A 14,747-nucleotide genomic window follows, 5' to 3' on the forward strand; every position below is an offset into this window, starting at 1 on the left:
CCCGGAATACGCTTCGAGCGTGCTAGCGTCTTGAGGGTTTTCCGTCAACCTTGGAAGGGATGCGATAATGCCCATCCACGCTATCCCAGGCAATCCGGCTCATGGCAATCGATGCGGTGTCCCGTATCAGCGGATCGATGTAGATTATGTAACGATTCTCTTCTTCGATCTGCAGGCCCATGGAAACTTCGCTTTATCTGCCCGTGAAAGGCTTTCTCGAAAAGGCAGGTTATGTCGTCAAGGGCGAAGTCGCCGGCTGCGATCTCGTCGGCCTGAGCGATGACGATCCGCCTGTTGTCGTCGTCTGCGAGCTGAAGATGAGCTTCAATCTGGAGCTCATTCTGCAGGCCGTCGATCGCGCGGCCGTATCTGACGAAGTCTGGATCGCGGCGCGAATTTCAGCCAAGGGCAAAGGCCGGGAAGCAGACAAACGCTACCGCGACCTTTGCCGGCGGCTTGGCATCGGCATGCTCGGGATTTCGGACACCGGCGACGTCAGCGTCATTGTCGGCTCCGTGTCACCGATGCCGCGGACCAATCCGAAGCGACGTTCGAGGCTGATGCGCGAGCACCAGAAACGGCGCGGAGATCCGGCGCTTGGCGGCAGTACGCGCGCTCCGGTCATGACGGCATATCGCCAGCAGGCGCTTGGCTGCGCAGCAGCACTGGCATCAGGTCCGTTGCGCGTACGTGACATCCGATCCGGCGTGCCGGAGGCTGGCAAGATCCTGCTGTCCAATGTCTATGGCTGGTTCGAACGGCTCGACAGAGGCGTCTACGGTCTGACGGAGGCCGGACGCGACGCATTGCAGCGGTGGCCGCAGCCGGAGATGCAGGCGGCGCAGTAGTGGGTTAACATTGGCTCTGATCTGGGTTTGGGTATCCATTGTGGTTCCATAATCTATCTTATGCGATCTATGTGTACGAAGAGGTGAGTTCAAGGATAAAGTGCGACTTGCGAATGATACCAATGGGTTGTCACTCGCAAGGAAGACGCGATGAAACCTACCTACTCGCATATCGATGTGGATGAACGACGCAAGATCGCCCGCTGGCGCCGCGGCTGTCGAGATCATTGCCGAGAAGCCCGGACGGCATCGATCGACGATCTTTCGTGAGTTCAAGCGCAACACATTCGTCGACAAGCTGATTCCGGATCTCAATGGCAACTACTGTGTGACAGCGCATGAGATGGCTTGCGAACGGCGGGCTGAACTCCGGAAGCTGGTACGTTTCTCGCAGGTAAAGTCGAAGACCGATCGGCCTTCCTCAAATTTTCCTGATTTTATAGATAGGTGCATTTTCTCAACTCTTATCCATGACGGAAAATACACGTTGATGCGAGTCGCGACCTGTCTGATAGTCCGGCCGAAGTCAAACACCCCGTGCCCGGCACCAGGACAAAATGCCCCTTAAATATATGAAATTTCCTATCCTTTCCAAACTCCTGGCAGCGGCCTCGCTTGCCGCGCTCTTCATCTCAGGCTCGCCGGCCCTTGCGGAAAATCCATCCGCGCCGTGGCCGCAGACGATCAGCGACCTGCCGGCCGAACCCGGCATACGCTTCGGCACGCTCGAAAACGGTATGCGGTTTGCGATTATGCGCAATGCCACGCCAACGGGACAAGCGGCCATCCGTTTCCGGATTGGCGCCGGCTCGCTGGACGAGAGGGATGACCAGCAGGGGCTTGCGCATTTCCTCGAGCATATGGCTTTCAAGGGCTCGACGCATGTCGGACAGGACGAGATGATCCGTATCCTGCAGCGCAAGGGCCTGGCCTTCGGGCCTGATACCAACGCCAACACCTCCTATGACGAGACCGTCTATTCGCTCGATCTGCCCGAGGTTGACGCGGATACGATTTCCACCGGCCTGATGCTGATGCGCGAGACGGCAAGCGAGCTGACGCTCGATGCCGGCGCCTTCGACCGCGAGCGCGGCGTCATCCTTTCGGAAGAGCGGCTGCGCGACACGCCGCAATATCGCGCGGCGATCGGCGTCACGAATTCCATGCTCGCTGGCCAGCGCGTGACGATGCGCGCGCCGATCGGCAAGGTCGACATCATCAGCAATGCCCCTGTCGATCTGCTGCGTGACTTTTACCACGCGAATTATCGGCCCGATCGCGCCACGCTGATCGTGGTGGGCGATGTCGATCCCGCTGCGATGGAACTGGAGATCAGGCAGCGCTTTGGCGACTGGAAGATTGCCATCCCTGCCCCGCCAAAGCCCGATCTCGGCACGCTGAAGCCGAAAAGCGAAAGCGCCGAGGTCATCGCGGTTCCGGGCGGCACAACGAATGTTCAGATCGCCTGGACGCGGCCCTATGATGCTTCACCTGACACTTTTGCCAAGCGTCGCCAGCAGCTGGTCGAAGATCTCGGTCTTCTGGTACTCAAACGTCGACTAGGCGCCATGGCCAACAGGGCCAACGCTCCCTTCATCAGCGCCGCCGTCGGCTCTCAGGATCTTTTCGACTCGGCCCATATCGTTGTCGTCACGGCAAATTCCGAGACGGACAAATGGCAGCAGGCGCTCGCGGCCATCGATCAGGAACAGCGCCGTTTCCAGCAATTCGGCGCCGAGCAGGCCGAGCTCGACCGGGAAATCGTCGAATATCGCTCTCTCCTTGAAGCGGCGGCCGCCGGTGCTGCGACGCGCACAAGCACCGACATCGCCTCCATGCTGGCGAGCAGCGTGGACGATAATGAGGTCTTCACCTCCCCCGCGGAAGATCTTTCGATGTTCGAGACAATCACCAAGGGGCTGACGGCGGCCGAGGTCAACGAGGTTGTCGCGCGTGTCTTTTCCGGGAACGGCCCGCAGCTCGTCCTGCAGACTGCTCAAGCGCCAAAAGGCGGCGCCAGCGACATCAGGCAGGCATATGACGCTTCCCGTGCCGTTCCGGTCACCGCGCCGTCCGCCGCAGCGGCGGTCGTCTGGCCCTATACCCATTTCGGCGAACCCGGCGCTGTTGTCGAACGCCGCGTTGTCGAGGATCTCGGCCTGACCATGGTGCGTTTTGCCAACGGCGTGCGGCTGACCATCAAGCCGACCAAGCTGCGCGCCAACGAAGTGCTGGTACGCGAGGATATTGGTCACGGCCGGCTGGGACTGCCGAATGACCGTCCCCTGCCGATCTGGACATCGCCGGCCGTGGTCCTGTCGGGCACCAAGGCAATGGATTACCCGGATTTACAGAAAGCGCTGGCTGCCAAAATCGCCGGCATCGACTTCTCGGTGGATGACAGCTCCTTCCAGTTCACCGGCCAGACACAGACGGGGGATCTGGCGACGCAACTGCAGATCATGGCCGCCTACACTTCCGATYCCACCTACCGGCCGGAAGTTTTCAAGCGCGTCCGGCAAGCCTATTTGAACAACCTCGATCAGTATGAGGCGACGCCAGGGGCCGTCATCGGCCGCGATTTCGCTGGCCTCGTGCATTCCGGCGACCCGCGCTGGACTTTCCCGGACAAGGCGCAATTGTCTGCCACGAAACTGGAAGATTTCGAAGCGCTGTTCCGGCCGCAAATTTCCGCAGGCCCGATCGATATCACCATTGTCGGCGACATAACGGCGGACGAAGCAATCCGCCTGACGGCTGAAACCTTCGGGGCTTTGCCGGCTCGCCCGGATGCAACATCGGACAACGTTGCAAACGATGTGCATTTCCCCGCCCCCACCGAAAAACCCGTCATGCGGACTCATAACGGCCGGAGCGACAACGCCGCGGCGATTGTCGCTGCCCCCGTTGGCGACATGCTCTCGGACATGCAGCGGGGCTTTGTCGCCAACATCGCCGGCCAGATCTTCGAAAACAGGCTGATCGACCAGTTCCGGATTGCCGAAGGCGCGACCTACAGTCCGCAGGGCGCGATGGATCTGTCGTGGGATATTCCAGGCTATGGCTACGCCTATCTCTATGTCGAGACAACGCCGGACAAGGTCGAGAATTTCTATGCGCTCGTGGACAAGATCGCTAATGACCTCAGATCGAAAGATGTCTCGCCGGACGAACTGGTCAGGGCTCGCGCACCGATTATCGAGACGTTGAAACACCAGCAGCAGAGCAACGAATATTGGGTGCAATATCTGAACGGCGCTCAAACGGACCCTCGCCGTCTGGAACGGATACGCGACAATCTTGCCGGCTACGACAAAGTCACCGCCGAGGACATTCGCCAGTTTGCCACGACCTACTTCCAGCCGGACAAGTTCTGGAAATTCGAGGTACTTCCGGCAGCGGTTCGATAGGTTTGAAGACTGGATCCCGAAGAGCGCAGTCGCTTCGGGATCTGTTCCGATCGTGTTCGTCGACCTGCGTAAAAACGACAGGGTCGTTTTGATGGCGAAGCTCAGCCGGGCCGGCTAGATGCGTAAGCAAAAATCACCGGCTTTCGCATGTCTTCCGACCATTCTCATCCCCTCCAGGAATATGCACGCATTGTGCGCCAGAAAAACCTCTTGAAACTTCGGCTTCTTTCCGTGGAACGGCAGCTGGCGACCGCTGGCGGCGCCAGGAAGTCCTTCCTTGAGGAGACGCGCCTGACGATCATCGAGGCGATGCTCTCGCTCGAGGAAGAGGGTGAAGCCTATCTTTTACTGATGCGCAAGGACGGCCCGGTATAGGCGCCGTTGAGAGAGAGGCGAAGGGATGCAAGCGCCCTCTCYGCATCCTCGATTTCCTTGAGCACCAGTCGCTGCTTGCGGTGATCCATCCCGCCTCCGGCAAGTGCGGCATCCACAATTTCGAGCACGTCCGTCGCCTCGATGACCACGCGCGTGGCGCCCCGCTGCAGCGACCCGGCAGGCTGCTGCTGTTGCCAGTCGGAAGAACGCTCCGCCGCAACAAAGATACTCTTCTCGAACAGATAGGATGCCAAGCGCGGATCCGGCACGACTTCCAGCAGATTTTGGATTTCCTCTGCGGAAAAACATGTTCGGCTGATCAGCCGTGAGTGAAAGGCCGCATAATTCATGCCCAACGCGGTCGCGACGACCTCTACCGGATAGGCCTTCTCCACGATCAGGATAGTGTAGACGATGTCTGCGAAGGCACGGCCGCGCTGCGTCATGATGGCCCCCAGGCTCTATCCCTGCAACTATAGCGGAAGCCACGTCAAAAGGGAGCTACCGTTTTGATATTGTATCCGTCACGACGGTGCTAATGCGGCGCCCTGGCAGGATGCACCCCGCCTGCCGGGGAAAGGCCACCTGTCTTCGAGTCCGCCGAAGCGGGTGGCCGGACCGTATCGAGCGCCCTGCCCTTTGACCCGGTTTTGCGGTTTCCGCCCGCAAGGCGTCGCTTTCGGGACGGCGCTCAGATCTTTCTGGTCTACTCTGTGACAGGCAACCGCTGCGGGAGGAGCTGCTTGCGCGTTGCTGCATTTCAACGGAGGAGACGGAAATGAGCAAGAACCGTGGCGTCGTCTACTTGCGGCCCGGAAAAGTGGAAGTCCGCGACATTGACGATCCGAAACTCGAGGCACCGGACGGGCGTCGTATCGAACATGGCGTCATCCTGAAGGTCATCTCCACCAATATCTGCGGTTCCGACCAGCACATGGTCCGTGGCCGCACTACCGCGATGCCGGGTCTCGTGCTCGGACATGAGATTACCGGCGAGATCATCGAAAARGGCGTCGACGTCGAAATGCTCGATGTCGGGGACATCGTCTCCGTGCCCTTCAATGTTGCCTGCGGGCGCTGCCGCTGCTGCAAATCACAGGATACCGGCGTCTGCCTGACGGTCAATCCGTCGCGGGCCGGCGGCGCCTATGGCTATGTCGACATGGGCGGCTGGATCGGCGGCCAGGCCCGTTATGTCACGATCCCCTATGCGGATTTCAACCTCTTGAAAATCCCCGACCGCGACAAGGCGATGGCCAAGATCCGTGATCTCACCATGCTTTCCGACATCCTGCCGACCGGATTCCACGGCGCCGTCAGGGCCGGCGTCGGCGTCGGCTCCACCGTCTATGTCGCAGGTGCCGGCCCGGTCGGCCTCGCAGCAGCGGCATCCGCCCGTATCCTCGGCGCGGCCGTCGTCATGATCGGCGATTTCAACAAGGATCGCCTCGCCCATGCCAGCCGCGTCGGCTTCGAGGCCATCGACCTCTCGAAGAGCGACCGCCTCGGCGACATGATCGCAGAGGTGGTCGGCACGAATGAAGTGGATAGCGCCATCGATGCCGTCGGCTTCGAAGCACGTGGACATTCCGGCGGCGAACAGCCGGCGATCGTTCTGAACCAGATGATGGAAATCACCCGTGCCGCGGGCTCCATCGGCATTCCCGGCCTCTATGTCACGGAGGACCCCGGCGCCGTGGACAATGCGGCCAAGCAGGGCAGCCTGTCGTTGCGTTTCGGTCTCGGCTGGGCCAAGGCGCAGTCCTTCCACACCGGTCAGACGCCTGTGCTCAAATATAACCGCCAACTCATGCAGGCGATCCTGCACGACCGGCTGCCCATTGCCGATATCGTCAATGCCAAGGTGATCTCGCTTGAGGATGCCGCCCAGGGTTATGAGAGCTTCGACCAGGGTGCTGCGACAAAATTCGTTCTCGACCCGCATGGTGCAATTGCCAAAGCGGCGTGATCAATACGATGTGCCGGGGCGGAAACGCCCCGGCATTCCCTATTGGTAATAAGATCGACCGTGCCTCCCCTACATCCTCGCCAGCCAACGACTGTTGACAGAATGTATGGCTGATCTGATCCATCAGCGGCGTCGTCACGCATGAAATGACGGAGCAATCCGCGACTTTGATGAAGACCTCCGCCGACACCTGAATAGAGCGCGATGTGGGCGAGCTCTTGCGAGCTTGCCGGTTCCGGCTTGATGAGCGATGGACAGTAATCTGCGCCGCTGCGCTATTCGGCCACTACATCGGGTCGAACCGATACGACCTCGCCTTCAATTCCAGTATCCCCCTGACCGATAGCATTGAAGCGGACCCCGGCCCTCTGACCGAGCAGGATATCATCGATATCACCTAGGACGTTCTTCCGCTTGGCGACCAGGCCTTATCGCTTTGGCAACAATGCCCTTCCCGTCGCTTCGAAGGCGAGATGCCGAGTCCGCAAATATCGGATCGCCTCCAACGCAGCGCTTAGCAATCATATTGCGAACAATACAATATGGTTAACGCAATCATAACTTTGGCGGATTCTACTGTAAATCAGGCCCTACTTTTGAAGGGAATCACTATACCATCGAAGTAATGTTTTCTACTTCCAGGCGAGGAGGATGAAATGGCCCAAGCTACTAGAATTACTGACGTTATCGATTCATTCGGGATCGACACACATATCGACTACACCGACGGGAAATATTCCAATATCGCGGAAGTTGTTAAAGCCCTGGGCTACCTTGGTCTCGACACAGTTCGAGATCATGCCCCTACCCCTGTCTCCGACCCCTACGGTCAAGGTCATCTTGGGGATGCGGCCGATGCGGGTGTCAAATTCGTTTTTGTTTCCGGGCGAGATGACACTCCCGCCACCGTCGTCCAGCGGCTGCATGCTTTCGTCGAAGCGCATCCGGGTTCGATCGTCGGCATCGAAGGCCCGAACGAGGTCAACAACTGGCCGGTGGCTTATAAAGGTCTGTCGGGAGAGGCTGCGGCAGTTGCCTACCAGAAGGACCTGTTCAATGCGGTCAATGCCGATCCGCTGTTGAAGGATATTCCGGTTCTCGGCTTTACCGGTTACACGGTTGCCTCTTCCAACGATTACACGACGATCCACACCTATGCGAAGGAGGGCGACCAGCCCTTCTCCTGGCTATCGCGTGAATCCGGCAACCAGATGCAGGCCGATCCCGGCAAGCCGCTTACCATCACCGAGATCGGCTATCACACGTCGCTGACCGCCGATACCAACGGCGGATGGGAAGGCGTCGACGAGACGACGCAGGCAAAACTGCTTCTCAACACTCTGATGGACGGCGCCTTTCTGGGATCCAAGGGAACCTTCATCTACCAGCTTCTCGATGCCTATTCGGATCCGCAGGGTTCCGATCAGGAAAAGCATTTCGGGCTGTTTCGCCTGGATTACACGCCGAAACCGGCAGCAATGGCGATCCACAATCTGACCGAAATTCTCGAAGACGACGGCGCGACCCAAGCGAACTTCAATCCGGGCACGCTCAATTACTCCATCAACGGACTGCCTTCCACGGCGCGCAGCTACCTGACGGAGAAATCCGACGGAAGCTATCAGATCATCATCTGGAACGAGCCGGATATATGGAACCAGGCGACCGACAAGGCGATCCAGGCGGCTGCGACCAACGTCAGCGTCAACCTGGGTGGAGCTTTCGGGACCGTGCAGGTCTACGACCCACTGGCGGGCGATACGCCGGTCAAAAGCTTCAGCAACATATCCTCGCTAAACCTGGACGTTGTCGACCATCCCATCATCATCAACATAGCCGCAGGTAGCGGCGCCCGTCCGGAACCCGGCCACATCTACGGCGGCACCGGAGACGACACGTTTACGGTCACCTCCCCGACCGACATTGTCGATGAAAGCCGCGGCGGCGGAACCGATACCGTCATGTCATCGATCAGCTTCAGTCTGGCCGATGCCGCACATGCGATCGGCGCCATCGAAAACCTGACACTGACCGGCAACGCCAATATCAACGCGACTGGCAACAACCTTGCCAATATTCTCGTCGGCAACTACGGAGCCAACGTGCTGGATGGCGGCGCGGGCGCCGACACCATGAAGGGCGGTGGTGGTGACGATACCTATATCGTCGACAACATCAATGATGTGGTCATCGAGGCTGGCGGCTCCGGCAAGGACACCATCAAGTCCTATGTCTCCCTCAGCCTGATGGACAAGGACCACGTGACCGGAACTGTCGAAAACCTGACCTTGTTGGGTGCCGACGACATCAATGCGACCGGCAATGTCATGAACAACGTTCTGACAGGCAATTCCGGCGACAATTATTTCGATGGCGGCAGAGGCGAAGACCGAATGATCGGCGGCCTTGGCAACGACACGTATAAGGTGGATTCGGCGGGCGACATCGTCGACGAGACGGGCGGCGGTGGCATCGACACCGTCAATGCCTCCATATCCTTCTATCTTGAGAATGCCCTTGGAACAGTTGAAAACCTGACGCTTACAGGCTCATCGGCGATCAATGCCACAGGTAGCGGCGAAAATAACGTGCTGACCGGCAACAATGCAGCCAATACCCTGTCGGGTGGCGCAGGAAACGACAAGCTCATCGGCGGCAACGGCAACGATGTCCTGAACGGCGGAGCTGGAGCCGATACTTTCGTCTTCGACTTCAAGCCCAGCGCTTACAACAACATCGACAAGATCGAGGACTTCTCGGAAAGCACCGGTGACAAGATCGTGCTCGATCACGAGATTTTCACCGCCATCGATCCAGCGAGTTTTTCGGCCGAAAACTTCGTGCTCGGCACCAAGGCTTTGGATTCGAACGACCGTTTGATCTACGACCAGACATCGGGAAAACTTTTCTACGATGCAGATGGAAGCGGGCGCGGCGCGGCTGTACAGATCGCGACACTCTCCAATCTGGCGGCGCTTCATCACGATGATTTCCTGTTCATCTGACATCCGACCCTGACGTCTTCAAGCGGTGGTCCTGGATGGGGCTCCATTTTCGGAGCCCCTTTTTCTTGTCCTGCGCCGGTCCTGCCCAACATTGTCAGCAGGATCCCATCAGCCGAGCGGAGAGACCGTTGCCCTGGACTGCCTACATCATTCATTTCATCGCCGCCGCATTCCTGACCAATGGCATGCCGCATTTCGTCAATGGCGTCAGCGGCCGGCCTTTTCGCACACCTTTCGCTCGCCTGCAGGGGGCGAAGCTCAGTTCTCCGGCCACCAATGTCATCTGGGGCTGGTTCAATTTCCTCGTCGCCTTCCTGCTCTTTGCCAATATCGGGCCGCTTTATATCGGGACGCCGGGCGACACCGTTTTTGTAGCAGCCGGCGTTCTCGTAACCGGCGTTCTCCTGGCGCGGATCTTCGAGCGGTATGACGCCTGACAAGTCGCTTACGCGCGTAAGTCGCTTGCATGATGCAAGTGACTTCTGTACTGACTTGCATCATGCAACGAACGAGCTTTGCCAATTTCAAATGCCCCGCCGCCCGCGCGCTCGACAGCGTCGGCGACTGGTGGAGCATGATGATCCTTCGCGACGCCTTTCACGGGCTGACGCGTTTTGACGAATTCCAGAAGAGCCTCGGCATCGCGCCGAACATCCTGACGCGGCGGCTTGCGCATCTGATCGATGAAGGACTGTTCGAGAAGCGCCTCTACAACGAGCGCCCTGCCCGCTACGAATATGTGCTGACTGCCAAGGGACGTGATTTCTTCCCCGTTCTGATGGCCCTGTTTTCCTGGGGACGCCGGCACGTTCCGCAAGAGGATCTTGCCTTCCTGCTCGGCAATGCCGCTTCCGGCGAGGAACGCCAGCCCATGCTGGTGGATGCAGCGAGCGGCGAGGAGTTGAAACCTGAAAACACCTGCCTGCTGCCGGGACCGGCTGCCGATGAGGGCGACCGCGAACGGATCGCCCGCATGCGCGCCTACTACCTCGGCATCGACGCCTAGAGCATTTCCAATGCTCTATCTCTTAGTTTTTACGCAATTCCGGACGCAACCCCGCTTCGCGCTCTTGCTGGAATTGCTTTAGAAAGGACAAATCCATGGAACGCATTGTTGTCACCGGTATGGGACTTGTTTCGCCGCTTGGCGTTGGCGTCGAGACCGCATGGAACCGGCTCGTCGCTGGTGGTTCCGGCCTGCGCGTGCTGCCGGAGAATGTGGTCGGCGATCTCGCCGCCAAGGTCGGCGGCGTCGTTCCCTCCATCGAGGAGGACAGTGAAGCCGGTTTCGATCCCGATCGCGCCGTGCCGCCCAAGGACCAGAAGAAGATGGACCGCTTCATCCAGTTTGCGATGATGGCGACGGACGAAGCGGTGGGCCAGGCCGGCTGGATGCCCGAAAGCGTCGATGCGCGCGAGCGGACAGCCACGATCATCGCGTCGGGTGTCGGCGGCTTTCCGGCAATAACGGATGCAGTGCGCACGGCTGAAACCCGCGGCGTGCGACGGCTGTCGCCCTTTACTGTGCCTTCCTTCCTCGTCAACCTGGCTGCCGGTCAGGTCAGCATACGCTACGGCTTCAAGGGGCCATTGGGCGCGCCGGTAACGGCCTGCGCGGCAAGTGTTCAGGCGATCGGCGATGCGGCGCGGATGATCCGCTCCGGCGAGGCTGACGTCGCTATCTGCGGCGGCTCGGAAGCCTGCATCGACAAGGTGAGCCTCGGCGGTTTTGCAGCAGCGCGCGCACTCTCGAGCGGTTTCAACGACAGACCCGAACTTGCGTCACGTCCCTTCGATACAGCGCGCGATGGTTTCGTGATGGGCGAAGGAGCCGGAATTCTCGTCATCGAAACCCTTGAGCATGCGCTGGCGCGCGGCGCAACGCCGCTTGCCGAACTCGTCGGCTACGGCACGGCCGCTGACGCCTATCACATGACGGCAGGCCCGGAAGATGGCGACGGTGCCCGCCGGGCGATGGAAGCAGCATTGCGGCAAGCCAGGATTCCGGCGGCCGAGGTGAAGCATCTCAACGCCCATGCGACCTCGACACCGGTCGGTGACAGGGGCGAGATCGCTGCAATCGGCACGGTCTTCGGTCGCGACGGCGGCATCGCCGTCAGCGCAACCAAGTCGGCGACGGGCCATCTCCTGGGTGCAGCCGGCGGCCTTGAAGCCATCTTCACAATCCTCGCGCTGCGCGATCAGCTCGCCCCGCCGACCCGCAATCTCGAAACGGCCGATCCCGCAGCAGAAGGCATTGATCTCGTGGGCAGGGTGGCCCGCAAGGTGGCGATGGAATATGCGATTACCAACGGCTTCGGCTTCGGCGGCGTCAATGCCAGCGCTCTCTTCCGTCGCTGGTCCTGAGCCCTGGTTTATCGGGCTCTTTCCTTGCGCGCAAAATAGCCTACACTTCTGCTGACATAGCCGGAGATGATCCTATGCGCGCCTTCTTCGCAGTGCTGGTTCTGTGTGCTGTATCCGTGATGTCAGGCATGGCGGCCCGCGCCGAAGATCCCGTGCAGGCAACACAGACAATGATCGAGGAGCAGATCAGGGCATTCCTCAAGGACGACGCGGATACCGCCTATTCCTTCGCCGCGCCCGGCATCAAGGCCATGTATCCAGACAAAAACGTCTTCTTCGCGATGGTGAAGAAAAGCTACGAGCCGGTCTATCACCCGGGCAACTATGCCTTCGGGCGCAGCAGATCGATCGACGACGGTGCAATGATCTATCAGGAAGTGCTGATTTCCGGCCGCGACGGCAAGGACTGGACGGCGATCTATCAGGTCGCTCGTCAGCCGGACGGCAGCTTCAAGATCAACGGCGTGCAGATCGTGCCGAACGCCGCCAGCAAGGGCATCTGATCACACCGGTTCGAGATCGCCTCGCGCCCATTCCTCGATCGTTTCCGCCATGAAATCGGCGAAGCGACCTTCGGCAATCGCCTTGCGGATACCCTGCATAAGTTCCTGATAATAGTTCAGATTGTGCCAGGAGAGCAGCATGCCGCCGAGCGCTTCGTTGGCGCGGACGAGATGGTGGAGATAGGCGCGGGAATAGTCGCGCGTCGCCGGGCAGTTCGATTGTTCGTCGAGCGGGCGCATGTCCTCCGCATGGCGGGCGTTGCGGATATTGACCTTGCCGCGCCGGGTAAAGGCCAGACCGTGACGGCCCGAGCGGGTCGGCATGACGCAGTCGAACATGTCGATTCCACGGGCGACGGATTTCAGGATGTCGTCGGGTGTGCCGACGCCCATCAGATAGCGCGGCTTTTCACCGGGCAGGACCGGAAGCGTCGTCTCCAGCATCTTCAGCATGACGTCCTGCGGCTCGCCGACAGCAAGACCGCCGACGGCGTAGCCTTTTAGGTCGAGCTTTGCCAGTTCTTCGGCCGACCGGACACGCAGGGCCGGCACGTCACCACCCTGGACAATGCCGAACATCGCCTTGCCCGGCTGATTGCCGAACGCGACCTTGCAACGCTCGGCCCAGCGCAGCGAAAGCTCCATGGCGCGCTCGATTTCCTTGGGCTCGGCCGGCAATGCCACGCATTCGTCGAGCTGCATCTGGATATCGGAGCCAAGCAGCCCCTGGATCTCGATCGAGCGCTCCGGCGACATGTGATGCAGGCTGCCGTCGACATGCGACTTGAAGGTGACGCCCTGCTCATCGAGCTTGCGCAGACCGGAGAGAGACATGACCTGAAAGCCGCCGGAATCCGTCAGGATCGGATGCTCCCAGCGAATGAGCTTGTGCAATCCGCCGAGGCGGGCAACGCGCTCGGCCGTCGGCCGCAGCATCAGGTGATAGGTATTGCCAAGAATGATGTCGGCGCCGGTATCACGCACCTGGTCGAGATACATGGCCTTGACCGTGCCGACCGTGCCGACAGGCATGAAGGCCGGCGTGCGGATGGTGCCACGCGGCATGGAAACTTCCCCGAGACGGGCACCGCCATCGGTCTTCTTCAGGGTGAACTGGAAATTCTCAGTGGTCATCGGTCTTTCCGGAAAAGAAGGCTCGCGTCGCCGTAGGAATAGAAGCGGTAGCCTGTCGAAATGGCATGCGTATAAGCCACGTGCATGGTCTCGAAACCGGCGAAGGCCGAGACCAGCATGAAGAGTGTAGAGCGCGGCAGGTGGAAATTGGTCATCAGTATATCGACCGCCTTGAAGCGGTAACCAGGCGTGATGAAGATGCCTGTCGCGCCCGCCCAGGGTCTGATCTCGCCGCTCTCTTCGGCGGCGCTCTCGATCAGCCGGAGCGAGGTCGTGCCGACGCAGACAATGCGTCCGCCCCTTGCCTTGACGGCATTCAGCTTCGCAGCAATCTCGGCGCTGACATAGCCGCTTTCGAGATGCATCTTGTGATCGTCGGTATCGTCGGCCTTGACCGGCAGGAAAGTGCCGGCGCCGACATGCAGCGTCACGAAGTGGCGTTCGATGCCAGCCATGTCCAGTGCCTCGAAAAGGCCGGGCGTGAAGTGCAGACCGGCGGTCGGGGCGGCGACGGCGCCCTCCTCTCGCGCATAGATGGTCTGGTAATCGGCGCGGTCGCGTTCGTCCTCCGGACGCTTTGCGGCGATATAGGGCGGCAGCGGAATATGGCCGACGCCTGCGATTGCCTCATCCAACGCAGGTCCGGAAAGATCGAAGGCGAGCGTCACTTCGCCGGCGTCACCCTTTTCCTCCACGGTCGCGTCGAGCGAGCCGATCATGCAACTTTGGCCACCATGGCCGAAAGCGATACGATCGCCTTCCTTGATACGCTTGCCGGGTTTGGCGAAGGCCTTCCACTTGTTGGCGCCGATCCGCATATGCAGCGTCGCCGAAACCTGCTGACCGCCCGCACCCTCGCGGTGGCGGATGCCTTCGAGTTGTGCCGGGATGACCTTGGTATCGTTGAAGACCAGCGCATCGCCGGCGCGCAGGAAGGACGGCAGGTCGAAGACGCGATGATCGGAAAGAACCGGCTGCCCGTTCGGATCGACGACAAGCAGCCGCGCGCTGTCGCGCGGCTCAGCGGGCCGCAGCGCAATGCGTTCATCCGGCAGGTCGAAATCAAAGAGGTCTACGCGCATCGAAGCACTTCCAGGCAAAGCGAAACCCGCCCCGCGCTCTCGCGCAAGGGCGGG

12 protein-coding genes and 1 pseudogene are annotated in these 14,747 nt (G+C 60.1%); 10 read left to right on the forward strand and 3 right to left on the reverse strand.

Features of this window, described 5'->3' with window-relative positions; translation table 11 throughout:
• The first annotated feature begins 179 nt into the window (after positions 1-179).
• From AC1DF8_RS14890 to AC1DF8_RS14905, 4 genes and pseudogenes are all read left to right on the forward strand, one after another.
• Entirely contained in the window at positions 180-848 is a 669-nt protein-coding gene (locus AC1DF8_RS14890; protein ID WP_112543846.1) for a DUF2161 domain-containing phosphodiesterase, read from the forward strand.
• Between the two features lie 150 nt (positions 849-998).
• Positions 999-1,248 (forward strand): annotated as a pseudogene (locus tag AC1DF8_RS14895) (helix-turn-helix domain-containing protein); the annotation flags it as partial.
• A gap of 157 nt (positions 1,249-1,405) precedes the next feature.
• Positions 1,406-4,258: a M16 family metallopeptidase gene (locus AC1DF8_RS14900; RefSeq protein ID WP_478154034.1), complete on the forward strand. Its 2,853-nt coding sequence runs from the start codon at positions 1,406-1,408 to the stop codon at positions 4,256-4,258.
• Between the two features lie 210 nt (positions 4,259-4,468).
• A complete protein-coding gene (locus AC1DF8_RS14905) occupies positions 4,469-4,633 on the forward strand; it encodes a hypothetical protein (protein ID WP_162732769.1) in 165 nt (54 codons plus the stop codon).
• Here AC1DF8_RS14905 and AC1DF8_RS14910 read toward each other — a convergent pair.
• Positions 4,597-5,079 (reverse strand): phage regulatory CII family protein, encoded by a 483-nt coding sequence (locus AC1DF8_RS14910; protein WP_112968121.1) that lies wholly within the window; start codon positions 5,077-5,079, stop codon positions 4,597-4,599. The genes AC1DF8_RS14905 and AC1DF8_RS14910 overlap by 37 nt on opposite strands.
• Positions 5,080-5,411: 332 nt before the next feature.
• Between AC1DF8_RS14910 and fdhA the strand changes: the two genes are divergently transcribed.
• The 6 genes from fdhA (at position 5,412) to AC1DF8_RS14940 (ending at position 12,477) form a co-directional block, all read left to right on the forward strand.
• On the forward strand, positions 5,412-6,602 hold the full coding sequence (fdhA, locus tag AC1DF8_RS14915) for a formaldehyde dehydrogenase, glutathione-independent (RefSeq protein WP_112968120.1): 1,191 nt from the start codon (positions 5,412-5,414) through the stop codon (positions 6,600-6,602).
• A gap of 656 nt (positions 6,603-7,258) precedes the next feature.
• Positions 7,259-9,607, forward strand: a complete 2,349-nt coding sequence (locus tag AC1DF8_RS14920; protein ID WP_478154035.1) for a calcium-binding protein — start codon at positions 7,259-7,261, stop codon at positions 9,605-9,607.
• A gap of 128 nt (positions 9,608-9,735) precedes the next feature.
• Positions 9,736-10,044, forward strand: coding sequence for a hypothetical protein (locus tag AC1DF8_RS14925; RefSeq protein WP_113148389.1), 309 nt, complete (start codon positions 9,736-9,738; stop codon positions 10,042-10,044).
• A 62-nt stretch (positions 10,045-10,106) separates the two neighbouring features.
• Positions 10,107-10,613, forward strand: a complete 507-nt coding sequence (locus tag AC1DF8_RS14930) for a winged helix-turn-helix transcriptional regulator (protein ID WP_478154036.1) — start codon at positions 10,107-10,109, stop codon at positions 10,611-10,613.
• 95 nt (positions 10,614-10,708) lie between these two features.
• Entirely contained in the window at positions 10,709-11,974 is a 1,266-nt protein-coding gene (gene fabF, locus AC1DF8_RS14935; RefSeq protein ID WP_478154037.1) for a beta-ketoacyl-ACP synthase II, read from the forward strand.
• Positions 11,975-12,048: 74 nt separating this feature from the next.
• Positions 12,049-12,477: a DUF4864 domain-containing protein gene (locus tag AC1DF8_RS14940; RefSeq protein WP_478154038.1), complete on the forward strand. Its 429-nt coding sequence runs from the start codon at positions 12,049-12,051 to the stop codon at positions 12,475-12,477.
• Here the strand turns inward: AC1DF8_RS14940 and tgt are convergent, their stop codons facing one another.
• Positions 12,478-13,611: a tRNA guanosine(34) transglycosylase Tgt gene (gene tgt, locus AC1DF8_RS14945; protein WP_112968405.1), complete on the reverse strand. Its 1,134-nt coding sequence runs from the start codon at positions 13,609-13,611 to the stop codon at positions 12,478-12,480.
• Positions 13,608-14,693: a tRNA preQ1(34) S-adenosylmethionine ribosyltransferase-isomerase QueA gene (gene queA / locus AC1DF8_RS14950; protein ID WP_478154039.1), complete on the reverse strand. Its 1,086-nt coding sequence runs from the start codon at positions 14,691-14,693 to the stop codon at positions 13,608-13,610. Before queA ends, tgt begins: the two co-directional genes overlap by 4 nt.
• Positions 14,694-14,747: the final 54 nt, after the last annotated feature.

Source organism: Rhizobium sp. 05N49 (assembly GCF_056396805.1).

Bases quoted from the DNA above. Each gene is read 5' to 3' on its own strand.
- AC1DF8_RS14890 (WP_112543846.1), top strand. From the start codon at position 180: ATGGAAACTTCGCTTTATCTGCCCGTGAAAGGCTTTCTCGAAAAGGCA.
- AC1DF8_RS14920 (WP_478154035.1), top strand. From the start codon at position 7,259: ATGGCCCAAGCTACTAGAATTACTGACGTTATCGATTCATTCGGGATC.
- AC1DF8_RS14930 (WP_478154036.1), top strand. From the start codon at position 10,107: ATGCAACGAACGAGCTTTGCCAATTTCAAATGCCCCGCCGCCCGCGCG.
- fabF (WP_478154037.1), top strand. From the start codon at position 10,709: ATGGAACGCATTGTTGTCACCGGTATGGGACTTGTTTCGCCGCTTGGC.
- AC1DF8_RS14940 (WP_478154038.1), top strand. From the start codon at position 12,049: ATGCGCGCCTTCTTCGCAGTGCTGGTTCTGTGTGCTGTATCCGTGATG.
- tgt (WP_112968405.1), bottom strand. From the start codon at position 13,611: ATGACCACTGAGAATTTCCAGTTCACCCTGAAGAAGACCGATGGCGGT.
- queA (WP_478154039.1), bottom strand. From the start codon at position 14,693: ATGCGCGTAGACCTCTTTGATTTCGACCTGCCGGATGAACGCATTGCG.